Source organism: Marinobacter sp. 3-2, assembly GCF_003751355.1.
GTDB lineage: Bacteria > Pseudomonadota > Gammaproteobacteria > Pseudomonadales > Oleiphilaceae > Marinobacter > Marinobacter adhaerens.
In genome coordinates this window covers 248,501-271,844 of record NZ_RJUQ01000011.1, presented here as the reverse complement: position 1 = coordinate 271,844, position 23,344 = coordinate 248,501, and the positions used below count along the sequence as shown (strand labels likewise).

Genomic DNA, 23,344 nt, shown 5'->3' with positions numbered 1-23,344 from the left:
CCGGTTCATCTTACCCAGTGAGTGCAACGCTATGTAACAGAAAGTGACGGGGAGTTACCGAGAATGCAGGCCAAATCACACTTTATCCGGAAGCTGATCATGGTTGAGCTGCTCCCATGATCTCATGTACACGTCGGCTTCGTATTGATAAGGCGATTTGAAAGGGGTTAGCACGAAATCGAAGACGAGAAAGAAAAACCCGATGGAAGCCCACGCGATGGCCAGGGTGCTAATGGTCGTTGCCTGTACCTCCGGGTTCGAGTCGACGAAATTCTGTAACACCGGAATCAGATCCGATGCCATCGCAACCGGGTTGAAGCTGGCCATCACCAGTGGCACCCAGAAGGCGATGAAGATCGGGAAGAATCCGAATGACCAGAGCAATCGGCGGAGCAGATAAAGGGCAACTTCCCGCCAGAAGCGCTGTCTGACTTCCGGTACTCTCCGGATCCGCTCGAGGTACCGCCGACGTTCTGCCCAGTAGGCGGCTACTTCCGGGGCCTCAACGGCCTTTGATTGAGGTGCAGGTGTTGTCATGTACGGCGCGGTACCCTATAGCTTCTGGAGTGATGCATGATAAGCGATACTACGTGTTACCCTACAATTCTCCAATTGTTTAAAGACAGGATAGTTTGAATGGCTGCAGTGATCGACAACGCAACTCATCCGGCCTTTGAGAAACTTCGCAGTCACCGGATCGATACACTCAACCTCGAGGTCGAGGAGTATCGTCACAAGAAGACTGGCGCCCGCCATCTGCATCTGGCAGCCGACAACGACGAAAACGTGTTTTTCGTTGCCCTGCGTACCTTCCCGATGGATTCCACCGGGGTGGCGCATATTCTGGAACACACGGCATTGTGTGGCAGCGAGCGTTTCCCGGTTCGTGATCCGTTCTTCATGATGATTCGGCGGTCACTGAACACGTTCATGAACGCTTTCACCAGCAGCGACTGGACGGCCTATCCCTTCGCCAGCATGAACCGAAAGGATTTCGACAACCTTCTGTCGGTTTACCTGGATTGTGTATTTTTCTCCAAGCTCGATCCGCTGGATTTTGCGCAGGAAGGTCATCGCCTTGAGTTCGATAAGCCGGAAGATCCGTCCACCGACCTGGTTTATCGAGGTGTTGTCTACAACGAGATGAAAGGCGCCATGAGTTCGCCCACGTCCCAGCTGTGGCAGAACCTCAGCAGCCACCTTTTCCCGACCACGACCTATCACTACAACAGCGGTGGCGAGCCCGACCACATCGTGGATCTGAGCTACGACGACCTGCTGCAGTTCTACCGCCACCACTATCACCCCAGCAACGCGATATTTGCCACCTACGGCGATATCCCGGCTCATGAGCATCATGAGAAGTTTGAAGAGCTGGCGCTGAAACGGTTCGACCGGCTGGACATCGATCTTCCGGTTCGCGACGAGAAGCGCATGTTCGCCCCGGTCAGGGTAGAGCAGGGCTATGCGGTCAACGAAGGCGAGGGGACCGACAACAAGACTCACATCGTTGTGGGCTGGTTGCTGGGCCACAGTTTTGATTTGCAGGAGAACCTGGAGGGTCAACTGCTCTCTGCGGTACTGCTGGAAAACAGTGCCTCACCACTGATGCGAGCCCTGGAAACGACGGATCTTGGTCATGCACCTTCGCCCATGTGTGGTCTGGAAGACTCCAACCGTGAAATGACCTTTGTTTGCGGCATCGAAGGTAGCGAGCCGGACAAGCACAAGGATCTGGAAGCCCTGCTCGAGTCCACGCTGCTCAAGGTCGTGGAGGAGGGCGTCAGCCAGGAACGTCTGGAAGCCATCCTGCATCAGCTCGAACTGCACCAGAGGGAAATTGCTGGTGACCAGTTCCCGTACGGCCTGCAGCTGATCATGAGTGCCATTGCACCCATGGTGCACGGCGGTGATCCGGTTGAATTGCTGGATCTGGAGCCGGTCCTGGCAACGCTCCGGGAGAAAATCCGGGACCCGCAATACGTGCCGGATCTGATCCGCCGCAAGCTTCTTGAGAACCCGCACCGGGTCACCCTGACCCTGCGGCCGGATGAAAAGCTCGAGTCCCGCCGGCAGGAAGCCATCCGTGAAGCGCTGGCCCGTCGCAAGGCCGAGCTTACCGATGACGAGGTCCGGATGATTGTCGACCGGGCCAGGGCGCTGGAAGAACGCCAGATGCAGAAGGACGATGACTCCATTCTGCCAAAGGTGGATCTGTCAGACGTGCCTCTGCAGATGCCGGAGCCGGAAGGGCGTTATGACGGCGACATTTCGGCAACCGTTTATGCCCGTGGTACCAACGGTCTGGTTTACGAGCAGATTGTTGTCCCGGTGCCGGCGCTGACCGAAGAGGAGCTGCTTCTGGTGCCTTACTACACCACGCTGATTTCCGAAGTGGGTTGTGGTGATCTGGACTACCTGCAAATGCAGGATCGTATCTCTGCGGAGTCTGGTGGTATCGGCGCAGCGTTCAGCGCCAAAGGCCGGATTGATGACGTTCAGGCGCTGTCCGGTTACATCATCTTCAACGGCAAGGCGCTGGCCCGTAATCGCAGTGAATTGACCCGTCTTCTGCGGGATGTCTACACCAGTGCCCGCTTCGATGAGAAAGAGCGAATCAGGGAGATCATTGCGCAGATCCGGGCCCGTCGCGAGCAGGCCGTAACCGGCAGTGGCCATGCACTGGCCATGGGCGCGGCTTCACAGGGTATGAGTCCGGGTGCCTGGCTTTCTTTCCGGCTGGGTGGTCTTGCCGGTATTCGCGGCACCAAGCAGCTCGATCAGGCCCTGAAGGATCCAGAGGAACTGACGGCGCTCTGTGACAAGCTTTCTGCATTGCACGAGAAGATCGGCAAGCAGGGTCGGGAGTTCCTGGTGATTGGTGAAGAGGATCAGCTCCCGGCTATGGTTGATGATCTGAAATCCTGCTGGCGTGATGCCTCCGGAGCGGGCATTGCAGGCTGGAAAATGGAACCGGTCAATTACACCACCCGTGAGGCGTGGCTGACCTCTACCCAGGTTAACTTCTGTTCCAAGGCCTACAGCACTGTCGCTGTGGATCATCCCGATGCGGCGGCACTGACCGTGCTGGGTGGTTTCTTGCGTAACGGTTATCTGCACCGAGCCATTCGGGAGAAGGGTGGCGCTTACGGTGGCGGCGCCGGGCAGGACAGCGTGAATGGCACGTTCCGGTTCTTCTCCTACCGTGATCCGCGCCTGGAGGAAACGCTGGACGATTTCGACGCGGCCGTTGCGTGGCTTCAGGACAATGACCACGACTATCAGGAGCTTGAAGAGTCGATTCTTGGTGTAATTGGTCAACTCGACAGGCCCAGATCGCCCGCGGGCGCTGCTCGGCATGCTTTTCACAACAAGCTGTTTGGGCGAAGCCCGGAGCAGCGTGCCAGGTTCCGGGAGCGGGTGCTGTCCGTCACCCTGGATGACCTGAAGCGTGTGGCCAGAACCTGGCTGGTGCCCGAGAAAGCCAGTACGGCCGTGGTAACCAGTCCGGAAAACCGTGCTAGGGCCGAGAAGCTTGGCCTGAACATTCAGGAACTGTAAAGCCAAAACAACAGAGGCCAGATGAAGTGTTCATCTGGCCTCTTCTTGGTCTGGCCCATTTCTTATTCTGCCGCGATGACGCCCTCCAGCCGTTTGTACCCCTAGCGTTGCCGCTTCAGACCGGTTGTCACCATGATTCGGGTTGAGATTTCCTCAACCGAATAGGCGGTGGTATTCAGGTACGGAATCCGCTCACGCCGATACATCAATTCAATTTCCTCGATCTCGTGCATGCACTGCTTGATGGATGAGTATCGAGAGTTTGGCTTGCGTTCGTTGCGGATGGTTGCCAGCCGCTCCGGCTCGATAGTCAGCCCGAAAATTTTCTCTTTATAAGGTTTCAGGGCTTTCGGGATCTGCTGGTCTGCCAGGTCTTCTTCGGTAATCGGATAGTTCGCCGCTTTCACGCCATATTGCAGTGCCAGATAGAGGCATGTTGGGGTCTTCCCGCTTCGGGAGGCGCCAACGAGGATCAGGTCTGCTTCGTCGTAATGCCGGGTGCGTGCGCCATCGTCATTATCCAGCGCGAAATTGACGGCATTGATCCGGCGTTCATAGCTGCCTTCATTGTTGATGGCATGGGATTTACCGACGGTATAGGAAGAGGAAGACTGGAGTTCCTGTTCCAGGGGACTGAGAAACGTACCGAAGATGTCCACCATGAAACCCTCGGCGGTGGCGATGATTTCCCGGATATCGCTGTTTACAATGGTGTCGAATACCAGAGGCCGTGCGCCGTCTGTCTCGGCCGCCTTGTTGATCCGTTTGACCATTTCCCGGGCTTTTTCTTCGTCCGCAATGTAGGGAACAGTAACCCGTTCAAACTCGATCTTTTCGAACTGGGCTAGAAGGCTGTGCCCGAGAGCCTCGGCTGTCAGGCCGGTGCCATCAGAAATGAAAAAAGCAGTGCGTTTCATGCTGTATTGTCCGGTTCCTTGGTTCTTGATTCCTGGCTTGGTGGCCTAGGTAATTTCCGCAGGTTACAGTATCATACACGCCAAGTTCGAGACTCCGCAGTGGATATTGTCTGCTTTTACCGCTTGATACCGCTGGCCCGATTTTGCTCTTAGCTTCACAGACTCAAGGGAGACATGCTTTGGAAGATTACATTATCTGGTTTGATCACCTGGGAATGTCCGATGTCGATCGGGTAGGCGGCAAGAACGCCTCACTCGGCGAAATGATCAGTAATCTCGCCAACGCAGGTGTTACCGTTCCAGGTGGCTTTGCCACAACAGCGCACGCCTATCGCGAATTCCTCGCTACTGACGGACTGAAAGAGCGTATCGACAACGCTCTCGATGCCCTGGACATCAACGACGTTAACGAACTGGCCCGGGTTGGTGCCCAGATCCGTCAATGGATCATTGAAACGCCATTTCCGGATGTCCTGGAGAACGCCCTGAAGGAATCGTTTGCCACCCTGCAGGATGGCAACGAACACATGGCGGTTGCGGTACGTTCCTCTGCAACGGCGGAAGATCTCCCGGATGCCTCCTTTGCAGGCCAGCAGGAAACCTTCCTGAACGTGGTGGGGCTGCAACAGGTGCGTACCTCGGTCAAGGAAGTGTTTGCGTCGCTGTTCAATGACCGCGCTATTTCCTACCGCGTCCACCACGGCTTTGACCACAAGATGGTCGCGCTCTCAGCTGGTATCCAGAAAATGGTGCGCAGTGAGACCGCGGCCAGTGGCGTTATGTTCACCCTCGACACAGAATCCGGCTTCCGTGACGTGGTATTTGTAACTGCCTCTTACGGTCTGGGTGAGACCGTCGTTCAGGGTGCTGTAAACCCTGATGAATTCTACGTGCACAAGCCCACTTTGGAGGCCAACCGGCCGGCGGTTCTGCGTCGCAATCTGGGCAGCAAGGCCATCAAGATGGTTTACCACACCAAGCCCGGTGAAGGTGAATTTGTTGAAACGGTGAAGGTGGAGCAGGATGACCGTAACCGCTTCTGCATCACCGATGCCGAAGTGGAAGACCTGGCACGTCAGGCGATGATTATCGAGAAGCACTACCAGCGCCCGATGGACATCGAGTGGGCCAAAGATGGTGATGACGGCAAGATCTATATCGTTCAGGCCCGCCCTGAAACGGTGAAAAGCCGCGCTTCCGCCAATGTGATGGAGCGTTACCTGCTGAAAGAGACCGGCAAGGTGCTGGTGGAAGGCCGGAGCATCGGCCACAAGATCGGCAGTGGCCCGGTGAAGATCATTACCAGCATCAAGGAAATGGACCGGGTGCAGGCCGGCGATGTGCTGGTTACCGACATGACCGACCCGGATTGGGAGCCGGTGATGAAGAGGGCTTCCGCCATTGTTACCGACCGCGGTGGTCGTACCTGCCACGCGGCCATTATTGCCCGCGAGCTGGGCATTCCGGCCGTGGTCGGATGCGGCGATGCCACCGAGTTGCTGACCGACGCACAGGAAGTGACCGTCTCCTGCGCCGAAGGTGATACCGGCATGATCTACGAGGGCTCCCTGGATTTCGAGCTGCGGGAAAATACCGTGGACTCCATGCCCAGCATCCCGTTCAAGATCATGATGAACGTCGGCAATCCCGACCGGGCCTTTGATTTCCAGGCGTTGCCGAATGAAGGTGTTGGTTTGGCACGGCTTGAGTTCATCATTAACCGGATGATCGGTGTTCATCCCAAGGCACTGCTGAACTTTGATGGACTGCCCCGGGATATCAAGCAGACCGTTGAGAAACGCATCTCCGGTTACAGCTCGCCGGTGGATTTCTATGTCGACAAGCTGGTTGAGGGCATCTCTACCCTGGCAGCGGCGTTCGCGCCCAAGAAAGTGATCGTGCGGTTGTCGGACTTCAAATCCAACGAATACGCCAACCTGATCGGCGGCACTCTGTACGAGCCGGATGAAGAAAACCCGATGCTCGGTTTCCGGGGTGCATCGCGCTATATCTCCGATACCTTCCGGGACTGCTTCGAGCTGGAATGCCGTGCCCTGAAAAAGGTGCGTAACGAGATGGGGCTGACCAATGTGGAAGTGATGGTTCCGTTCGTGCGTACCGTGGGTGAAGCGGAACAGGTAGTGAACCTGCTGGCGGAGAACGGACTCAAGCGTGGTGACAACGGTCTTCGGGTCATCATGATGTGTGAGCTGCCGGCCAATGCGCTGCTGGCGGATCAGTTCCTGGAGCACTTTGACGGCTTCTCCATCGGCTCCAACGATCTGACTCAGCTGACCCTGGGTCTGGACCGGGATTCGGGCATCATCGCGCACCTCTTCGATGAGCGGAACGATGCGGTCAAGGCGCTGCTTTCCAACGCCATTCAGGCGTGCAAGAAGGCCGGCAAATACATCGGTATCTGCGGGCAGGGGCCATCGGATCATCCGGATCTCGCCAAGTGGCTGATGGATCAGGGCATTGATACGGTGTCACTGAACCCCGATTCGGTACTGGACACCTGGTTCTTCCTGGCCGACGAAAAAATCGACTGAGTTTATTTCCAGGATAAGGAGAGCGACAACGTGACGACGATAATTACCCCGGACCTGTGTGACGAATTTCCGGAAGTGCTGGTTGTAGAGCCCGGCTTCAATAACTACGGTGGCAACAAGGCATTTGGCGGTGAGATTGTGACCGTGAAGTGTTTTGAAGATAACTCCGTGGTGAAAGAGCAGGTTGGCCAGCCAGGGAACGGTCGTGTGATGGTCGTGGATGGTGGCGCTTCAAAGCGCCATGCGCTATTGGGCGACATGCTCGCGGAGAAGGCTGCGAGCAACGGCTGGGCAGGTCTGATCATCTATGGTTGCGTGCGCGACGTGGATGAGATTGGCAACACCGCCCTGGGTGTGCAGGCCCTTGGCACCCATCCGAGAAAGAGTGAAAAGCGTGGCCTGGGTGACCTGAATGTGCCGGTCACCTTCCACGGCGTTACCTTCCATCCCGGACACTACGTCTACGCCGACAACAACGGTATCATTGTTTCTGGGAAGCCTCTGGTTTGAGGCTTTTCGAGGCAGAGACAAAAACGGCGGCCAATGGCCGCCGTTTTTTCGTTCAGCGAGTGACTTCGCTGATGTTCGTTCCAAGGAGGAACCCGTCTCCTTCCGGTTCGCAGCGAATGACTTCGCAGACAGTCTCCAGCGGCGGAAACTGATCACTGCTGGAGTGAAGCACCGTGTGAAGTTCCTCGCCAACGTTCACGGCCTGCTCAACGTAGAGTTGCATGCCGGTCGCGCTCAGATCACGGCAGATCCCTTTGAAGCGGTTGCCCTGGCTGTCGCTGATCTCAATCTCCGAGTTCACCTGCATACGGTGGAAATCGCGTTTCTCTGAATAATCCTTCATGGCATCAGGCCCAGTTGTCGGTTTTTCTTGTTGGTTTGAGCATTGGAATGATCAGTGCGAGCAAAACGCCACCGAGAACGAGGCCCGCGCCCAGCAACATGAAATCGTATTCCTTGCTGGCTTCCAGACGTTCGTTTTCAGCCGTGAGCACTTCAAGGTCGTTGCGAATCTTCTGGTTCTCTTCCCGCAGCTCGCGATTTCGACGTTCCAGATTGATGGAATCGGCGGCGATACTCTTGATCCGCTGAAGCTCTTCCTGGAGCTCCTGTGAACGGTCAGAAAGCGAGGCTTCAGAGCTTTCCAGCGCGTTGCGCTCAGTGACGACGTTAGACAGCTGCTCTTTTACCTGGGCGAGTTCAGCGCGCGTTTCTTCCAACTGACGGTTGGCCGTACGCAGGCGATCTGCAGCAATGGGTGTCTCGCTCAGGTATTGACTGGAAACCCAGCCCTCGGTGCCCTTGGGAGTGCGAACGAGGGTGTATCCGGAATCGGAGGCCTCGATGACTTCCAGCGGCGTGCCACTGGGAACCGCGTTTTCAATGATGCGGAACTGGGAACCTGCGCCTGACCTCACTGGCAGGTACAACTGGTCGTCAACCCAGACAGTCTTTGCCTGGGCAACAGCAATGGAGGACACTGCGAACAACACACTGATTGCTAGACGAAAAAGCGTCACTGGTTACGTTCCCTGAAATTCTGCGGTTGAAATCTGAGTCTGATTAAAAGCGCAATTTTGTCACAGATGCCCCGCCGTGCAAGCGTGCCATCATTACAATAAACTCATGGGCCCCAAGGCCCGCTCACGGGAGGACGGCTTTGAAAGGCTTTACCACAACCTTGTCATAAACGCCTGCCTCCACATAAGGGTCGGCATCCGCCCAGGCCTGGGCCGCTTCCAGAGAGTCAAATTCCGCGATTACCAGACTACCGGTAAAGCCGGCATCGCCGGGCTCAGGAGTATCCAGCGCCGGATGAGGGCCAGCGACAAGTAATCGGCCCTCGGCTTTCAGGGCCTGAAGCCGGTCGATGTGAGCCGGACGCGCAGACTGGCGCAACGGCAGGCTGTTCTCGACATCTTCACTGATAATGGCGTAGTACATTCAGCTCTCCGAACAGGTTTTCAAAGACAGGATAGTTGATCAGACAATCAGCGGTCGTGTCGTGCAAGGGTTGGCTGGTACACTGTTAAACCCTGGCAAGCCGCCAGTTATCTGAAGATTCAGGATATTTTGTGACTATACCGCAAGACCCGCATTTGTGCATTGATCTGCATTGCCACAGCACGGCTTCCGATGGCGCGCTATCACCGGCGGCACTGGTCGAGCGCGCTGCCGGTCGGGGGGTTACCCACCTGGCCCTTACTGACCACGACACGATCGCTGGCCTTGCCGAAGCCGAGGCGGCTGCGCAGGCGCAGGGTATCATCCTGATTCCCGGGGTTGAGCTTTCCTGCCTCTGGAAAAGCCGGACCATCCACATCGTCGGTCTGGATTTTGATCCCGGGCAGGCCGGTTTCAGGCAGGCGCTGGAGCAGCAGAACGAGAATCGCTGGGCTCGTGCCCGCATGATCGCGGACCGCCTGGGTAAGCTTGGTGTTGATGGCCTTCTCGATAAGGCCTCCGAGGCTGCCAGTGGCGACGTGCCTGGACGGCCACATTTTGCACAGGTTCTGACAGAGGCTGGCGTTGTTCGCAATGCTGCCCAGGCATTCAAGCGATATCTGGGTAACGGTAAGCCCGGTGATGTAAAAGCTTTCTGGCCGGAGCTTCCAGAAGTCGTGCGCTGGATCACCGACGCAGGTGGCGTTGCGGTTCTTGCCCATCCCCGAAAATACCAGCTTACGGCAACCAAACTCAGGGAGCTGACCGCGGATTTCCGAAGGGCAGGGGGGCAGGCAATTGAAGTGTCTACCTCAGGTCAATCCAGTGGTGATCTGGGGTTTCTTGCAGAGCTTTGTCGGAAAGAGAAATTGCTGGCATCCCAGGGCAGTGATTTTCACTTTCCCGGCGCTCCCTGGTGTGAGCTTGGCCGTATCATGAAAATGCCAGACGGGCTTGAGCCGGTCTGGCATTCGTTCAGACAACCTGTTCCGGGTGCGGCGCCGGCTTAATCCGGCGCGTGGAACAGCAGGTACAGATCCGTCAGTGAGTCCGGGATGGCGTCGGCCATCTGCCGGGATAGCTTTTCACTGTTGCGAACCTTCTGGAAGTCCTCGTCATCGAACAGTCCTGAGAGTGTCAGCATAGGCACCATCAGGTCCGCTGCTTCTTCTTCGCTAGCTGCTTCGAGCCATTCTTCTTCGTGTTCCAGAAAGGTGTCCACGAACCCGGCGCACCAATTTTCCAGTGCGTTCATGGGGTCACCATCCTCCGGCTCCGGCAGCTCCAGAGACTGCCCCATGTCCAGGGAATGGGCCATGTCATTGGCCAGCTGGGTCGAGCAGCGCCTGAACACCTCGGGAATCCCGGTGTCGGGCACCTGATCGGTGCCCGTGGCGAGGCGGAAGATTTCTTCCGCGCTCAGTTCAGCCGGGCCGACGACGCTGGCGCAGACCACCCCATGGAAACCGAAGAAATCCAGGGCTTCATCGCCCCAGGGCTCGGCAAAGAGGATGTCTTCCAGCGCTTCTATGTCGGAGTTCGATAGCATCAGTTAGTTACTCCCGGCCTTTTTGGCCTCTTCCGCGGCCTTCTGGCGCTTGCGGACTTCTCTTGGATCATTGTAAGCGCGGCCCGGTGTTACAGGAACGTCGACTGCCGGGGCATCGGCAGGCGTGTCCTTGGCTGTTGCCTCCGGAGCGGAAGGCGTCTCTTCCTTCACTGGCTCTGCGGTTTTGGCCTCAACTTTTTCGGGCTCGGCTTTCTTGGGCTCGGCCTTTTCGGGGCTGGCCTGCGCTGCTTCCGGCTGCTTTGGCTCCGGTTGAGCCTCGGGAGCCTTACGCTCTGGTGCTACCTTCTCCTCCGCTGGCTTTTCAGCCTTCTCGGGTTGTGGTGCCTCCTCCGGTTCTGCCTTGGCGGCTGGCGCTTCCTTGGGCTTCGCCGGCTGCTTCTTCGCCCGCGGCGCTTGTTCACCGTCGGCCGTGGCGCTGGACTCCGGCTTTGGCCTCGGAGCTGCCTCTTTTTTCTCGGGAGCCTGGTCAGTCACCGGCTTTGGCTCATCAGTGGCCGCGGTGCTCTTGGCAGGCTCTTTGTCTGTGGCTGCGCCTTGCGCCTGCTCGGTAACGTTTTCGCTCTTTTTCTCAGGCTTCTCAAGGGGTTCGGAGCTTTGTTCAGCCTTGGCGGGCTCGGCTTTTTCAGGTTTCGCTTGAACAGCTTCCTGCTTTTCAACCGGGCTCTCTGCAACGGGTTTTGTTTCCGCTGCCGGTTTCGCTTCCGGCTTGCTCTCCGACGGCGCTTTGTCTGCGGATGCCTTCTCGGGCTTCTGCTCTTTTGCCGGCTCTTTCTGAGCAGCTTCCGGTTTCGGTGCTTCGCTGGCTGCCGGCGCAGTCTCAGCGCTGGTTTCGGGCTTATCAGACGCTTTGTTGACTGTTTCCTTTACCTGCTCGGCTTTCACTTCGGGCTTGGCATCGTCACGACCGTTTTCCGGCTGCGTGTCCTTCTGATGCTTCTCGCTACGAGCGGCTTTTCGATCAGCCGGAGCGGACGCCGGTGCTTCAGACGGAGAGCCGTCGCGGTTGCGCTGGCGACGTGGCTTTCTGCGTTTCTCTTCTGAACCGGTCTTGTCCGCTGGACCGGACTTGGCTGCATTATCCTGCTGGCCCTGATCCTTCTGGTCCTTCTGCTCGCGATTATCCTTCGGGTCGCGCTGGGGCCTGTTGCGGCCGCGGCCCTGGTTGTCGCGACGGTTGTCACGACGATTTTCAGAGCCTTTGTTGTCGGCGCTCTTGTTGTCGCCTCCGCGATTATCCTGGCCTTTGTTTTCGGATGCCTGGCGATTCTGGTTGCCACGGTTCTGTTCGTCGTTGCGGTTGCGGCCGCGGCCACGGTTGTCGTCACCACGGCCCTGCTGGCCGCCCTGGCGACGTTCGTTGCCACTGCGGTTGCCACCTGCACGCTGGTCATCACCGCGGGCTACCCGGGATTTGCGACGGTCCTGACGGCCCTGGTTGCGACGATCTTCGCGCTGGCTCTGGCTCTGCTCGCGATTCTCGACTTTCTGTTCTTCCTCGCCACTGAAGAAACCAGCGATCTTGCGTCCCAGTCGGCGGAAGAGGCCTTCTTCCTGTTCAGTGGTTTCATCAGCCTTTGGTGCGGCCGGGGCAGGCGCGGGTGCGGGTGCGCTCGGCCGGATCGCTTTTACCGCAGCCTGTTCGCGTACCGGCTTCTCAGGGGTCGGCGCCTCGAAGATTTCTTCTTCACGCTCGCTGTACTCCTGGGCCACCTGATGGCTGGAAATGTGCTCGGGCGTTGTTTCATCCTGGCGCATCCGGATGATTTCGAAATGCGGTGTCTCCATATGCGGAACCGGCACCACGACAACGCTCACTTCCTGGCGGGCTTCAATGTCGGCCAGCTGCTTGCGCTTCTCGTTGAGCAGGAAAGTGGCGACGGAAACCGGCACAACGGCTCGTACTTCGCCGGTCTTGTCCTTTGACGATTCCTCGTAGATCAGGCGCATGATGCTCAGGGCGAGGGACTCGATGCCACGAATAGTGCCCTGACCTTCACATCGGGGGCACACTTCGCTGCGTGTCTCTCCCAGGGAGGGGCGCAGGCGCTGACGGGACATTTCCAGCAGGCCGAAGCGGGAGATCTTGCCCACCTGAACCCGGGCCCGGTCGATTTCCAGGGCCTCACGCATCTTCTGTTCAACTTCCCGCTGATGCTTCGCAGGCGTCATGTCGATAAAGTCGATGACAATCAGGCCGCCCATGTCACGCAGGCGCAGCTGGCGGGCGATTTCCTCTGCCGCTTCCAGGTTGGTCTGGAGCGCGGTTTCCTCGATATCCTGGCCTTTCGTAGCGCGGGAAGAGTTGATGTCGATGGAAACCAGGGCCTCGGTCGGGTCAATCACGATGGAGCCGCCGGAGGGCAGTTTCACTTCCCGCTGGAAGGCGGTCTCGATCTGGCCTTCGATCTGGTACCGGCTGAACAGCGGGATTTCATCCTTATATAGCTTGATCTTGTTTTCGAAGGTGGGCATGACCGCACGAACGAAATTCAGGACGTCCTCATAGACGCCATTAGCGTCAATCAGAACCTCGCCGATGTCCTGGCGAAGGTAGTCACGGACCGCACGGATGATAACGTTGCTTTCCTGGTGAATCAGGAAGGGTGCCTTGCGCTCGCCGGCGGCCTGAGTGATGGCCTCCCAGAATTGCACCAGGTAGTCCAGATCCCACTGGAGTTCTTCAGTGGTACGGCCGATGCCGGCGGTACGAACGATGATGCCCATGGATTTCGGCACCTGAACATCGTTCATCGCTTCTTTGAGCTGCGCCCGCTCATCGCCCTCAATGCGACGGGAGATGCCGCCAGCACGGGGGTTGTTGGGCATGAGTACCAGATAGCGACCTGCCAGGGAGATAAACGTGGTCAGGGCTGCGCCCTTGTTGCCACGCTCTTCCTTGTCGACCTGCACGATGACTTCCTGGCCTTCGGAAACAACGTCCTTGATGTTGATTTTGCCTTCGATCTGGCCGGGCGACTTCTTGAAGTATTCCTTGGAAATTTCCTTCAACGGCAGAAAGCCGTGGCGCTCGGCGCCGAAATCCACAAATGCGGCCTCGAGACTGGGCTCGACCCGGGTAATGCGGCCCTTGTAGATGTTGGCTTTCTTCTGCTCGCGGGAGCTGGATTCGATATCAAGGTCGAATAGACGCTGGCCGTCAACCAGGGCGACGCGCAACTCTTCGGGATGAGTTGCATTGATAAGCATTCTTTTCATGGAAAGAAAGAGTTCCTGTCGTTTAATTTGACAGAAAACCGGAGGGGATCGCATCAGCGAAGCAGGATGTGCGTGCCGCGGGCCCTGTTACATCAAGGGCGGACCGGCGGCCAGACGAATCAGACCCTTCTGGGGTTTGAGCCTTTCGGTCTGAGACCAACGCCGACGATCCGGCTGCCTGTGGGCAGGGAGAGGTCGTGTAAGGTTCGTGTCTGTTGACGCATGTTATCCGTTTTCAGGTTCACTCAGGTGCCTGGGTCTCACGTCGTATTCGTATGCTGGACGGCCCGGCCCTGGGTGGCAGTGATTCTTCGCGATGTCGCCCGCGGTTTTCCGCGCGGTTTTTCTCTCTCCCGGGTACAGGATGCAGCCTTTCGAAGATCTGTCCTGGTCCTCCGGGAGCATTTCTCTCGCCGTTCCCGGTAGTGATTGGGTGCACGGCGTTCAAACTCTCGAATAGTGTCGGTATACTTCTGCCGCTCCGGCTTCTGACTTGAGTTGGTCAGGCCGTAGACAAACGGCAAAGCACGCCGGAATATAACAGTATTCATGCAGCCGTTCAATCCTGCAATCACTCCAGTAGCCAAGGAACTTCATGTCTCGAAAGTCTGCGAGCAGAAAGCCAGCCCAACCGCGGCCCGAGAGGGCAAAAAAAACCAGCAGGGCCGGTAGTGAGAGTCAGGCTGTTCGTGGAGAAGTCCGTCAGGGCGTCCAGTGGGTTACCGTGGACGAAGACAACGATGGTCAGAGGGTGGACAACTTCCTTCTTGCCCAGCTTCGCGGTGTGCCCAAGAGCATTATTTATCGTGTCATCCGCAAGGGCGAGGTTCGGGTCAATAAAGGGCGGGTCAAGCCGGATTCCCGGGTGAGAACCGGTGATCAGGTGCGTATCCCACCGATCACCCGAAAGGAAAAGCCGGATCAGGTGGCGCCCGGCTCCCGGGTGCAGGGCGTGATGGAATCCGCGGTTGTTTTCGAGAACGAGCAGATGCTGGTGGTCAACAAACCGTCCGGTATCGCCGTACACGGCGGCAGCGGCCTGAGTTTCGGGTTGATCGAGGTGCTTCGTTCCGCACGCCCGGCGGCAAAGTTTCTGGAGCTCGTTCACCGTCTGGATAGGGATACGTCCGGACTGATCATGGTGGCCAAGAAGCGGTCGGCGCTTCGGTACCTGCAGGATGAGCTGCGCCAGAAACGAATCCGCAAGCATTACCATGCGCTGGTCGCCGGCGACTGGCCGGCCAGCGTTGACCGGGTGGATGTGCCTCTGCTGCGCTACGAGATGCCCAATGGCGAGCGTCGGGTGAAGGTTGACGCTGCCGGCAAGGCCTCGCTGACGACATTCCGCTGCCTCGAGCATTACGCGGGCTACAGCCTTGTCGAGGCGTCGCCAGTTACCGGTCGTACACACCAGATCCGCGTGCACAGCGCCTGGGCCGGTCATCCGATTGCGGGTGACGACAAGTATATGGATGATGTCAGCCTCAAGGCGTTCCGGTCCATTGGCGGGCAAAGGCTGATGCTGCATGCGCGGGCCCTGGAGTTTACCTTGCCGGTCTCGGGTGAGGCTATGCGCCTTGAGGCGCCTTACGACGATGCATTCAATGACGTGCTCAGGAAACTTTCCGGGCGTCTTAAAGGAAACGATCAATGAACGTCAGAGTAGTAATTTTTGACTGGGACGGGACCCTGGTGGACTCGGTTGAGCATATTGCTGACAGCCTACATCAGGCGGCAACCGAACTGGGCTTTCCGGCCCTGGAGCGTGAGGCTTACCGGGATATTATCGGGCTTGGCATGGTCGAGGCGCTGGAGAAGCTTTATCCCGGTATCAGTCGGGAAGAAATGAACAGGATTCGCGACGGATACGGACGCTATTTCTTCAGCAAGGTGACAACGCCGCAAAACGTGTTTGAGGGTATGGCCGATGTGGTCGCAGATCTGCGAGGATCCGGTCGCAGTTGTTCCGTGGCAACCGGCAAGAGTCGGCGCGGCCTGGACTTTGCGCTGGCTTCCAGCGGTCTTGGCGACCACTTCGAGATCACTCGTTGTGCCGATGAGACGCGCTCCAAGCCTGACCCGGCCATGCTTGAGGAGATTCTTCGTTTCTATCGCATTGAGCCCGAAGAGGCGGTGATGATTGGCGATACCCGATACGATCTTGATATGGCCCGGCGTATCGGCATGCCCTCCATCGGCGTTGAATGGGGTGTGCACAAGCGGGATGTGTTGGGTGATTATTCGCCTCATGCCATTGTTGAATCCGTGCCAGACCTCCGGCGGGTGCTGGGGCTGTAAACAGACCGAATTCATTGACGTTGCTGACAGGATGCGCACATGAGTGACTGGGAATCTGACAAGTCTGCCGATTGGGGTGACAAACCGGTGGAGCCTGAAAAAGAAAGTAAGCCGTTTTTCGGGCGTAAGTCACCGAAGCTTCCGCCCGAGTCCGGACGTGACTGGAAGCTCATCGAAAAACTCGTCATGTCACTGCAGTCTGAGCAGCGCAAGAGCCGGCGCTGGGGTATCTTTTTCAAGTTCCTGACGTTTGGTTACCTGATTGCCTTGCTGTTTTTGATCAAGTTTCCCCTGGGCGATTCACTGGAGGGTGTAACCGGGAAGCACACGGCTCTGGTAGAAATAAACGGTCCGATCGCTGCCGACGAACTGGCCAGTGCAGACAATATTGTAGGTTCTCTGCGAACAGCCTTCGAAGAGCCAAACTCGGTAGCAGTGATTCTGCGCATCAACAGCCCGGGGGGCAGCCCGGTGCAGTCCGGGTATGTCTACGATGAGATCAAGCGCCTGCGGGAGGAGTATCCCGAGAAAAAGGTCTACGCCGTGATCTCGGACATCGGCGCTTCCGGAGCCTATTACATTGCTGCGGCCGCGGATGAGATCTATGCCAACCGGGCCAGCCTTGTCGGCTCGATTGGGGTGGTGGCTGGCGGTTTCGGCTTTACCGAGGTTATGGAGAAGATCGGCGTGGATCGCCGTCTCTACACGGCCGGTGAGAACAAGGCGTTCCTTGATCCGTTTTCGCCGGAGCAGGAAGAGGAAGTCACTTTCTGGCAGAGTGTCCTGGAAAACACCCACCAACAGTTTATCGAAGCGGTCAAGCAAGGGCGTGGTGATCGCCTGGCGGATGATGAGCGCCTGTTCAGCGGGCTGGTATGGAGTGGCGAGCAGGCCGTTGAGCTTGGCCTGGCTGATGGGCTCGGCAGCGCATCACACGTTGCTCGGCAGATCATAGGTCAGGAGGAACTGGTGGACTACAGCCGTCGCAAATCGCCGTTCCAGGATATTGTTGATCAGCTTGGCGTCGCCTTTGGCGAGGGTTTTGCCAGTCAACTGGTCGAGTCCCGGCTCGAGCTTCGGTAATGTCTTATGAGGCAGGTTGGTTTTCCAGCAGGGGATTCCGGCCCCATTGCCTCAGCAGATCGTTCAGGGCAATAAGGGGGAGGCCCACCAGGCTGTTCGGGTCCCGGCCCTCAAGGGCCTCGAACAGAGTAATACCGAGGCCTTCCATCTTGAAGCTGCCGGCGCAGTCGTAAGGTTTCTCCCGCAGTAGGTAGGCTTCTATCTCCTCATGAGCCAGTTCCCGGAATCTGACGTTAAACGGCTCGCAAAGGCTGTCGATTTTGCCGGAATCGGAGTCGAGCAGCGCCAGGCCTGTAAGAAACAGTACCCTGTGACCACTGCTCTGGCGTAACTGCTCTGTCGCCATTTCGTGGTTGCCGGGCTTGCTCAGTACCGAGCCGTCGGGCAGGCAGGCGACCTGGTCCGAGCCGATGATCCAGTGGCCGGGGAACCGGTCCGCCAATTCGCGGGCCTTGCTCTCGGCCAGACGTGTCGCCAGGGCCTCTCCGGTCTCGCCCTGATAGGGTGATTCGTCGATATCCGGGCTTGCGCAGGTGAACGGCAAGCCAAGCCGCTCCAGGAGCGCTCTCCGGTAAGGTGATGAAGACGCCAGTAAAAGCGGTTTTGGGGGCATTGATCGAGTCCTTTAAGTACCTGGCCGGTGCATCTGCTGTGCGATTATCGTAAATTACACCTATCTGCACTGGAACCCCCGTGAAAAAGCAACGAAGTCTTTGACAGCGGCCGGCTGCGCCCCTAAAATTGCGCGCCTATGTCAAACGCGTCCAACGCCGAGTTGCCCAAATCTGTTGATCCTTACCGGTTAGCGGAACATAACAGCACACTGGAGGGAGTGATTCCCATCAGCGGGCTTGGCCGTTTTCGGGGATCCGTTCTCGGGTTTTCGGAAGGTGCTGCGTGCCGGGTCAAACTGTCTTTTTTTATGGATGGTGAGCGTCGTCGCGTTGTTTCGGGCGAGCTGGCGGCCCCGGTTGATCTGGAGTGCCAGCGGTGCATGGGCGCCATGAGCGTGACTCTGGTCTCCGAGTTCAAGCTGGGTCTTGTTACCAGTGACGAGCAGGCGCAACAGCTGCCGAAAGAGCTCGAGCCGTTTTTGACCGATGATTTTACGGCGGACCTCTGGTCGATGGTGGAAGACGAGCTGTTGCTGGTTTTGCCGCCGTTTCCGCTTCACGAACGGGACCAGTGTCCTGCCCGGGAAGATCTGGAAGCTTACGAGCCGGACAGCTCCGGGGCAGAGCCGGTGAGAAAGTCGGGTGAGAATCCGTTCAGTGTCCTGGCGGATCTCAAGAAGACAAAGCATTAACCGGGCGTGGGTCGTCCCTCGTGAGACCGGCGCACATTTAACGAACAGACGTTACTTATTCAGCAATACAAGTTTACGTTAACAGGTCAGGAGCATAATCATGGCTGTACAGCAAAACCGTAAGACCCGTTCCAAGCGTGGCATGCGCCGTTCACACGACGCCCTGAGCGCCGCTGCTCTGAGCACCGATGCGACTACTGGTGAAGTTCATCGTCGTCACCACGTGTCTCCGGACGGCTTCTACCGCGGCAAGCAGGTAATCGAAGCACGCGACGAGTAATCTCGTTGCCGCTATGCACCGTCCCGAATCGGATGGCAGAACGGTGAAGCCGGTCACCATCACGATTGATGCAATGAGTGGCGACCGCGGCGCTGCCGTCGTGGTTGCCGCATCGCTGCGGGCGGTGCGTGAAAACGAAGCCTTGAGCATCGTTCTGGTGGGAATCCGGAGCGAGCTCGAGGCTTTGTTGCGTGAGGGGCACGCCCGAATTCGCATTGTCGAGGCGGCAGACGTTGTTCGGATGAACGAGCGCCCCTCCCACGCTCTCCGCCACAAGAAAAACTCTTCCATGGCCATCGCCCTGAGTCTTGTCCGCGATGGCGAGGCCCAGGGCTGTGTCAGTGCCGGTAACACCGGTGCATTGATGGCGTTCGGGCGCACCATTATCCGCATGTATCCGGGTATCGAGCGCCCGGCTATTGCCAAACTGATTCCCTCGCTCAGGGGGCGCTGTCACGTCCTTGATCTCGGCGCCAATGTCGACTCAACCGCCGAGAATCTCTATCAGTATGCCCTGATGGGGTCCCTGATGGCCTCTGCGATCTGCAGCCAGGCGGAACCAAGGGTCGCTCTTCTGAACGTCGGTGAGGAAGAGATAAAGGGCAATGAACAGGTGCGGCTGGCGTCTCATATGCTGGCCCAGTGCGATACCATCAACTACATCGGTTATGTGGAAGGTAGCGATCTGTTCCGGGACGTCGCCGATGTGGTCGTCTGTGATGGCTTTGTCGGCAATATAGCCCTGAAAACCGGCGAGGGTGTTGCCGGTCTCCTCATAGAGCTGATGGAACAGGCCTTCACACGAAATCTCTACGGCCGACTGGTCGGCCTGCTGGCCCGTCCGATTATCGGTCGGCTTCTGCAATTGATGGATCCTTCCCGACACAACGGTGCCAGTTTGCTCGGTCTCCAGGGCGTGGTGATCAAAAGTCATGGCAACGCCAATGAGCGGGCCATGTTGTCGGCCATTCGACAGGCCGTTCGGGAAGTTGAGCTGGAAGTACCCCGCCGTATCAACGAGCGTCTCGACGATCTCATGCTTTGAGTGCCTGAGACTAAAGTCTGTCCCGGTTTGGCCACGCATTCGCGGATAATTGGCCTAACTTGTACTATTGGCTAATCTCACGTAACCACCCAATGACGATAAGATCCCGCTTATGAAATCAGCCTTTATTTTTCCAGGACAAGGGTCGCAATCGGTGGGCATGCTTTCGGCTGCCGCTGAAGCCTGGCCCATCATCGACAGAACCTTTTCCGAAGCCTCCAATGTTCTCGGCTATGACCTCTGGGATCTCTGCCAGAAGGGGCCGGCGGAGGAATTGAATAAAACCATGGTGACGCAGCCTGCGCTCCTGACGGCCAGTATTGCCCTCTGGCGGCAGTGGTTTGTTGCCGGCGGTTCTTCTCCCGATTTTCTCGCCGGTCACAGTCTGGGAGAGTACAGCGCCCTGGTAGCGGCAGAGAGCCTCGATTTTGTTGAAGCGGTCAAGCTGGTTCGCCTGCGTGGTGAGCTCATGCAGGACGCTGTGCCGGCTGGAGAAGGGAAGATGGCAGCCATCCTTGGTCTTGAGGATGATGCCGTTGTGGCAGCCTGTCAGGATGCGGCACAGGGCGATGTGGTATCTGCGGTAAACTTCAATGCCCCTGGTCAGGTGGTTATTGCTGGCTCGGCAGCCGCAGTTGAACGGGCTATCGAAGCCTGCAAGGAAAAAGGCGCGAAGAAGGCCATGCCATTGCCTGTAAGCGTGCCATCCCATTGCGCACTTATGAAAGGCGCCGCGGAGGAGCTGGCGAAAGCGTTGGAGGATGTTCGCTTTAATGATGCTGTCATCCCGGTTATACAAAATGTTAACGCTGCCGCCGAGACCGAATCCGCTACACTGAAGGCCAACCTTCTCAAGCAGCTTTATTCTCCGGTGCTCTGGACGGACTCTGTGCGTGCCCTCGTTTCCAATGATGTCGAAGTTGCAGTCGAGTGCGGCACTGGAAAAGTGTTGGCAGGGCTGGCCAAACGTATCGACCGGGCTTTGGCCGTTCACAGTATCGAAGACCCGGATTCGCTGGCGAAGGCGCTGGACGCTTTCGGTCAGTCCTGAAACGAAAGGGAGTTATTCATGTCTCTGGAAGGTAAAACCGCACTGGTCACCGGTGCTACCCGCGGTATTGGTCAGGCCATTGCCCGTGCGCTGGCCGCGCAGGGTGCCGAAGTTGTCGGAACAGCAACCAGTGAAGCCGGTGCAGAATCCATCACCAACGATCTCCAGTCGGCCGGTTACAAGGGTTACGGCATGGTCATGAACGTTGCAGACCCTGCCAGCATTGAAGCCGGTTTGAAGGAGCTGACGGAAAAATCGGGGGCGCCCCTGATTCTGGTCAACAATGCCGGCATTACCCGTGATAACCTCCTGATGCGGTTGAAAGATGATGACTGGGCCTCGGTTCTGGAAACCAATCTGTCCAGCGTCTATCGGACCAGCAAGGCCGTGCTTCGTGGGATGGCCAAGGCCAAATGGGGCCGGATTATCAATATCAGCTCCGTGGTTGCCGGTATGGGCAATGCGGGGCAGGGCAATTACTGCGCCGCCAAGGCCGGGGTTGAAGGGTTTACCCGAAGCCTGGCCAAGGAAATGTCGAACCGCGGTATCACTGCAAATTGCGTGGCTCCCGGATTTATTGACACGGATATGACAAAAAAACTGGACGACAAGCAGCGTGGGGCTATGCTGGAAATCATACCCGCGGGTCGTCTGGGTGAGCCGGAAGAAGTGGCAGCCGTGGTTGCCTTCCTGGCATCAGATGCAGCCGGATACGTGACGGGTGAAACCATCAACGTGAACGGCGGAATGTACATGGGATAAGCCCCTTTCGGGGTCTGTGCGCAACCCCTTGTCGCACAACATGTTTATCAGAATCCCTGCTTGTTTGCAGGTAGGGTTTAAACTAAACTGGCAGCACTAGAGTTGCTTGGTTGACACACAAAGTGAGGACATTATGAGTACAGTTGAAGAGCGCGTGAAGAAGATCGTTTGTGAACAGTTGGGCGTTAAAGAGTCCGAAGTTCAGAACTCATCTTCTTTTGTAGAGGATCTTGGCGCTGACTCACTGGACACCGTTGAGCTGGTTATGGCACTTGAAGAGGAGTTTGAAACCGAGATTCCTGACGAGGAAGCCGAGAAGCTGACAAGTGTTCAGGACGCGATCGACTACATCGTCGCGCACACCTGATACTCTGCATTTAAGAAAGCCAGGCAAAAAGCCGTCCTTGTGAAATAGCGAGGGACGGCTTTTTTATTGGCCGAAAATCAGGTTCAATCGGCGTTCAGATTCATTCGGACAAGATCAGGTGCAACAGGTTATGACTAAACGGCGAGTTGTCATCACAGGTATGGGCATGCTGTCGCCAGTCGGCAATAGCGTGGAGTCGTCCTGGGAAGCGATTCAGGCCGGGCGCAGCGGGATCGGTATGATCGACCGCTTTGACGCGTCTGCCTATAACACCAGAATTGGTGGGGCCATTCGGGATCTGGACATGGAGTCCTACCTGTCCCCGAAGGATGCCAGAAAGCTTGATGCCTTTATCCATTATGGCCTGATTGCTGCGCAGCAGGCAGTTGACAGCAGTGGGCTGGAGTCGTTTGAGAAGCTTGATCGGGAGCGAGTAGGTATTGCAATCGGCTCCGGGATTGGCGGCCTTGAGTACATAGAGAAGAGCGTCCTGACCATGGACAAGTCGGGGCCCCGAAAGGTTTCCCCGTTTTTCGTGCCTGCTTCCGTCATCAACATGATCTCCGGCAATGCCGCGATCCGTTTCGGATACCGTGGCCCCAACATTGCGATCGTGACAGCCTGCACTACCGGCACCCACAACATTGGTTACGCGGCCCGCACGATTGCCTATGGCGACGCCGATGTCATGCTGGCAGGTGGCTCGGAAATGGCGACGACGCGTACCGGTATGGCTGCGTTTTCGGCTGCGCGGGCTCTGTCTACCCGTAACGATGAACCGGAAAAGGCCAGCCGCCCCTGGGATAAAGACCGGGACGGCTTTGTGCTCAGCGATGGCGCCGGTGTCGTTGTGCTTGAAGAGCTTGAACACGCAAAGGAGCGGGGCGCCACCATATACGGTGAAGTTGTCGGTTTTGGTATGAGCGACGACGCCCACCACATTACAGCGCCGCCCGAAGATGGCGAGGGCGCCGCCCGATCCATGGCGAACGCAGTTCGTGATGCTGGCCTTGATCTGGAAGAAATCGACTACATCAACGCCCATGGAACCTCCACCCAGGTTGGTGACGTGGCCGAAGTGGCTGCAGTTCGTCGGGTGTTCGGCGCGCATGCCGAAAAGCTGGCCATGAGCAGCACCAAGTCCATGACAGGTCACCTGCTTGGAGCTGCTGGTGCTGTGGAAGCGATCTTCTCGGTTCTGGCCATTCGGGATGGGGTCCTGCCGCCCACCATCAATCTGGACAATCCGGATGAGGGTTGCGATCTGGACCTTGTGGCACACACGAGCCGTAAGGCGGATGTGCGGGTAGCCCTATCCAACTCCTTCGGGTTCGGTGGTACCAACGGCACCCTGATTTTCCGTCGCTACGAAGGCTGACCCCC

At 57.5% G+C, this 23,344-nt stretch carries 22 protein-coding genes; 14 read left to right on the top strand and 8 right to left on the bottom strand.

The genetic code is table 11. The features are described from left to right. Positions 1 to 75: 75 nt before the first annotated feature. Entirely contained in the window at positions 76 to 537 is a 462-nt protein-coding gene (locus tag EDB94_RS03035; RefSeq protein WP_108017416.1) for a hypothetical protein, read from the bottom strand. Between the two features lie 99 nt (positions 538 to 636). On the opposite strand from EDB94_RS03035, the gene EDB94_RS03030 reads away from it, so the two are divergent. After that, entirely contained in the window at positions 637 to 3,561 is a 2,925-nt protein-coding gene (locus EDB94_RS03030) for an insulinase family protein (RefSeq protein WP_108017415.1), read from the top strand. 101 nt (positions 3,562 to 3,662) lie between these two features. On the opposite strand, the gene EDB94_RS03025 is transcribed toward EDB94_RS03030, so the two are convergent. Continuing rightward, complete coding sequence (locus tag EDB94_RS03025) at positions 3,663 to 4,478, bottom strand: pyruvate, water dikinase regulatory protein (protein ID WP_008174940.1); 816 nt, start codon at positions 4,476 to 4,478, stop codon at positions 3,663 to 3,665. A gap of 215 nt (positions 4,479 to 4,693) precedes the next feature. On the opposite strand from EDB94_RS03025, the gene ppsA reads away from it, so the two are divergent. Both ppsA and rraA read left to right on the top strand, forming a co-directional pair. Further along, positions 4,694 to 7,030 (top strand): phosphoenolpyruvate synthase, encoded by a 2,337-nt coding sequence (gene ppsA / locus EDB94_RS03020; protein WP_404935307.1) that lies wholly within the window; start codon positions 4,694 to 4,696, stop codon positions 7,028 to 7,030. 30 nt (positions 7,031 to 7,060) lie between these two features. Further along, the gene (gene rraA / locus EDB94_RS03015; RefSeq protein WP_108017413.1) at positions 7,061 to 7,540 is read left to right on the top strand and encodes a ribonuclease E activity regulator RraA; all 480 of its coding nucleotides are present in this window, start codon (positions 7,061 to 7,063) and stop codon (positions 7,538 to 7,540) included. A gap of 52 nt (positions 7,541 to 7,592) precedes the next feature. Here the strand turns inward: rraA and EDB94_RS03010 are convergent, their stop codons facing one another. The 3 genes from EDB94_RS03010 to EDB94_RS03000 form a co-directional block, all read right to left on the bottom strand. Then, positions 7,593 to 7,883, bottom strand: a complete 291-nt coding sequence (locus EDB94_RS03010; protein WP_008174945.1) for a PilZ domain-containing protein — start codon at positions 7,881 to 7,883, stop codon at positions 7,593 to 7,595. A gap of 4 nt (positions 7,884 to 7,887) precedes the next feature. After that, positions 7,888 to 8,559 carry a TIGR04211 family SH3 domain-containing protein gene (locus EDB94_RS03005; RefSeq protein ID WP_039882073.1) on the bottom strand — a complete coding sequence of 224 codons (672 nt, stop codon included), beginning with the start codon at positions 8,557 to 8,559 and terminating at the stop codon, positions 7,888 to 7,890. Between the two features lie 124 nt (positions 8,560 to 8,683). Continuing rightward, a complete protein-coding gene (locus EDB94_RS03000; protein ID WP_008174948.1) occupies positions 8,684 to 8,983 on the bottom strand; it encodes a YciI family protein in 300 nt (99 codons plus the stop codon). A 131-nt stretch (positions 8,984 to 9,114) separates the two neighbouring features. Here EDB94_RS03000 and EDB94_RS02995 point away from each other — a divergent pair, with 131 nt between their 5' ends. Beyond that, positions 9,115 to 9,993, top strand: coding sequence for a PHP domain-containing protein (locus EDB94_RS02995; protein ID WP_108017412.1), 879 nt, complete (start codon positions 9,115 to 9,117; stop codon positions 9,991 to 9,993). Here EDB94_RS02995 and EDB94_RS02990 read toward each other — a convergent pair. Further along, on the bottom strand, positions 9,990 to 10,532 hold the full coding sequence (locus EDB94_RS02990) for a YecA family protein (protein WP_008174953.1): 543 nt from the start codon (positions 10,530 to 10,532) through the stop codon (positions 9,990 to 9,992). The two genes, EDB94_RS02995 and EDB94_RS02990, sit on opposite strands and share 4 nt — an antisense overlap. A gap of 3 nt (positions 10,533 to 10,535) precedes the next feature. Beyond that, entirely contained in the window at positions 10,536 to 13,769 is a 3,234-nt protein-coding gene (rne, locus tag EDB94_RS02985; RefSeq protein ID WP_108017411.1) for a ribonuclease E, read from the bottom strand. Between the two features lie 595 nt (positions 13,770 to 14,364). Here rne and rluC point away from each other — a divergent pair. From rluC to EDB94_RS02970, 3 genes are read left to right on the top strand one after another with little or no spacing between them, the layout of a single operon-like run. Further along, positions 14,365 to 15,423 carry a 23S rRNA pseudouridine(955/2504/2580) synthase RluC gene (gene rluC / locus EDB94_RS02980; protein WP_108017410.1) on the top strand — a complete coding sequence of 353 codons (1,059 nt, stop codon included), beginning with the start codon at positions 14,365 to 14,367 and terminating at the stop codon, positions 15,421 to 15,423. Further along, positions 15,420 to 16,067 carry an HAD family hydrolase gene (locus EDB94_RS02975; protein WP_014577548.1) on the top strand — a complete coding sequence of 216 codons (648 nt, stop codon included), beginning with the start codon at positions 15,420 to 15,422 and terminating at the stop codon, positions 16,065 to 16,067. Before rluC ends, EDB94_RS02975 begins: the two co-directional genes overlap by 4 nt. 39 nt (positions 16,068 to 16,106) lie before the next feature. Then, on the top strand, positions 16,107 to 17,150 hold the full coding sequence (locus EDB94_RS02970) for a S49 family peptidase (RefSeq protein WP_014577547.1): 1,044 nt from the start codon (positions 16,107 to 16,109) through the stop codon (positions 17,148 to 17,150). 4 nt (positions 17,151 to 17,154) lie between these two features. Here EDB94_RS02970 and EDB94_RS02965 read toward each other — a convergent pair whose 3' ends face one another. Beyond that, a complete protein-coding gene (locus tag EDB94_RS02965; RefSeq protein WP_108017409.1) occupies positions 17,155 to 17,763 on the bottom strand; it encodes a nucleoside triphosphate pyrophosphatase in 609 nt (202 codons plus the stop codon). Between the two features lie 138 nt (positions 17,764 to 17,901). Here EDB94_RS02965 and EDB94_RS02960 point away from each other — a divergent pair, with 138 nt between their 5' ends. The 7 genes from EDB94_RS02960 to fabF all read left to right on the top strand — a co-directional run bounded on the left by EDB94_RS02960 (position 17,902) and on the right by fabF (position 23,339). Then, a complete protein-coding gene (locus tag EDB94_RS02960) occupies positions 17,902 to 18,456 on the top strand; it encodes a YceD family protein (protein ID WP_108017408.1) in 555 nt (184 codons plus the stop codon). A 100-nt stretch (positions 18,457 to 18,556) separates the two neighbouring features. Then, on the top strand, positions 18,557 to 18,736 hold the full coding sequence (gene rpmF / locus EDB94_RS02955) for a 50S ribosomal protein L32 (protein ID WP_008174968.1): 180 nt from the start codon (positions 18,557 to 18,559) through the stop codon (positions 18,734 to 18,736). Between the two features lie 43 nt (positions 18,737 to 18,779). Further along, positions 18,780 to 19,781 carry a phosphate acyltransferase PlsX gene (plsX, locus tag EDB94_RS02950; RefSeq protein WP_014577545.1) on the top strand — a complete coding sequence of 334 codons (1,002 nt, stop codon included), beginning with the start codon at positions 18,780 to 18,782 and terminating at the stop codon, positions 19,779 to 19,781. Positions 19,782 to 19,893: 112 nt separating this feature from the next. Continuing rightward, a complete protein-coding gene (fabD, locus tag EDB94_RS02945) occupies positions 19,894 to 20,832 on the top strand; it encodes an ACP S-malonyltransferase (protein ID WP_039882075.1) in 939 nt (312 codons plus the stop codon). A gap of 18 nt (positions 20,833 to 20,850) precedes the next feature. Then, positions 20,851 to 21,594 (top strand): 3-oxoacyl-ACP reductase FabG, encoded by a 744-nt coding sequence (fabG, locus tag EDB94_RS02940; RefSeq protein ID WP_008174974.1) that lies wholly within the window; start codon positions 20,851 to 20,853, stop codon positions 21,592 to 21,594. A 133-nt stretch (positions 21,595 to 21,727) separates the two neighbouring features. Then, positions 21,728 to 21,961, top strand: coding sequence for an acyl carrier protein (gene acpP, locus EDB94_RS02935; protein ID WP_008174976.1), 234 nt, complete (start codon positions 21,728 to 21,730; stop codon positions 21,959 to 21,961). Between the two features lie 130 nt (positions 21,962 to 22,091). Beyond that, complete coding sequence (gene fabF / locus EDB94_RS02930; protein ID WP_008174978.1) at positions 22,092 to 23,339, top strand: beta-ketoacyl-ACP synthase II; 1,248 nt, start codon at positions 22,092 to 22,094, stop codon at positions 23,337 to 23,339. The last annotated feature ends 5 nt before the right edge of the window (positions 23,340 to 23,344 follow it).

Excerpts from the sequence above, each read along its gene's own strand:
- EDB94_RS03010 (WP_008174945.1), bottom strand. The coding sequence starts at position 7,883 with ATGAAGGATTATTCAGAGAAACGCGATTTCCACCGTATGCAGGTGAAC.
- EDB94_RS02965 (WP_108017409.1), bottom strand. The coding sequence starts at position 17,763 with ATGCCCCCAAAACCGCTTTTACTGGCGTCTTCATCACCTTACCGGAGA.
- fabD (WP_039882075.1), top strand. The coding sequence starts at position 19,894 with ATGAAATCAGCCTTTATTTTTCCAGGACAAGGGTCGCAATCGGTGGGC.
- rne (WP_108017411.1), bottom strand. The coding sequence starts at position 13,769 with ATGAAAAGAATGCTTATCAATGCAACTCATCCCGAAGAGTTGCGCGTC.
- fabG (WP_008174974.1), top strand. The coding sequence starts at position 20,851 with ATGTCTCTGGAAGGTAAAACCGCACTGGTCACCGGTGCTACCCGCGGT.
- EDB94_RS03035 (WP_108017416.1), bottom strand. The coding sequence starts at position 537 with ATGACAACACCTGCACCTCAATCAAAGGCCGTTGAGGCCCCGGAAGTA.
- rpmF (WP_008174968.1), top strand. The coding sequence starts at position 18,557 with ATGGCTGTACAGCAAAACCGTAAGACCCGTTCCAAGCGTGGCATGCGC.
- acpP (WP_008174976.1), top strand. The coding sequence starts at position 21,728 with ATGAGTACAGTTGAAGAGCGCGTGAAGAAGATCGTTTGTGAACAGTTG.
- EDB94_RS02970 (WP_014577547.1), top strand. The coding sequence starts at position 16,107 with ATGAGTGACTGGGAATCTGACAAGTCTGCCGATTGGGGTGACAAACCG.
- EDB94_RS03000 (WP_008174948.1), bottom strand. The coding sequence starts at position 8,983 with ATGTACTACGCCATTATCAGTGAAGATGTCGAGAACAGCCTGCCGTTG.
- rluC (WP_108017410.1), top strand. The coding sequence starts at position 14,365 with ATGTCTCGAAAGTCTGCGAGCAGAAAGCCAGCCCAACCGCGGCCCGAG.
- EDB94_RS02990 (WP_008174953.1), bottom strand. The coding sequence starts at position 10,532 with ATGCTATCGAACTCCGACATAGAAGCGCTGGAAGACATCCTCTTTGCC.
- EDB94_RS02960 (WP_108017408.1), top strand. The coding sequence starts at position 17,902 with ATGTCAAACGCGTCCAACGCCGAGTTGCCCAAATCTGTTGATCCTTAC.
- EDB94_RS02975 (WP_014577548.1), top strand. The coding sequence starts at position 15,420 with ATGAACGTCAGAGTAGTAATTTTTGACTGGGACGGGACCCTGGTGGAC.
- EDB94_RS03025 (WP_008174940.1), bottom strand. The coding sequence starts at position 4,478 with ATGAAACGCACTGCTTTTTTCATTTCTGATGGCACCGGCCTGACAGCC.
- fabF (WP_008174978.1), top strand. The coding sequence starts at position 22,092 with ATGACTAAACGGCGAGTTGTCATCACAGGTATGGGCATGCTGTCGCCA.
- ppsA (WP_404935307.1), top strand. The coding sequence starts at position 4,694 with ATGTCCGATGTCGATCGGGTAGGCGGCAAGAACGCCTCACTCGGCGAA.
- EDB94_RS03030 (WP_108017415.1), top strand. The coding sequence starts at position 637 with ATGGCTGCAGTGATCGACAACGCAACTCATCCGGCCTTTGAGAAACTT.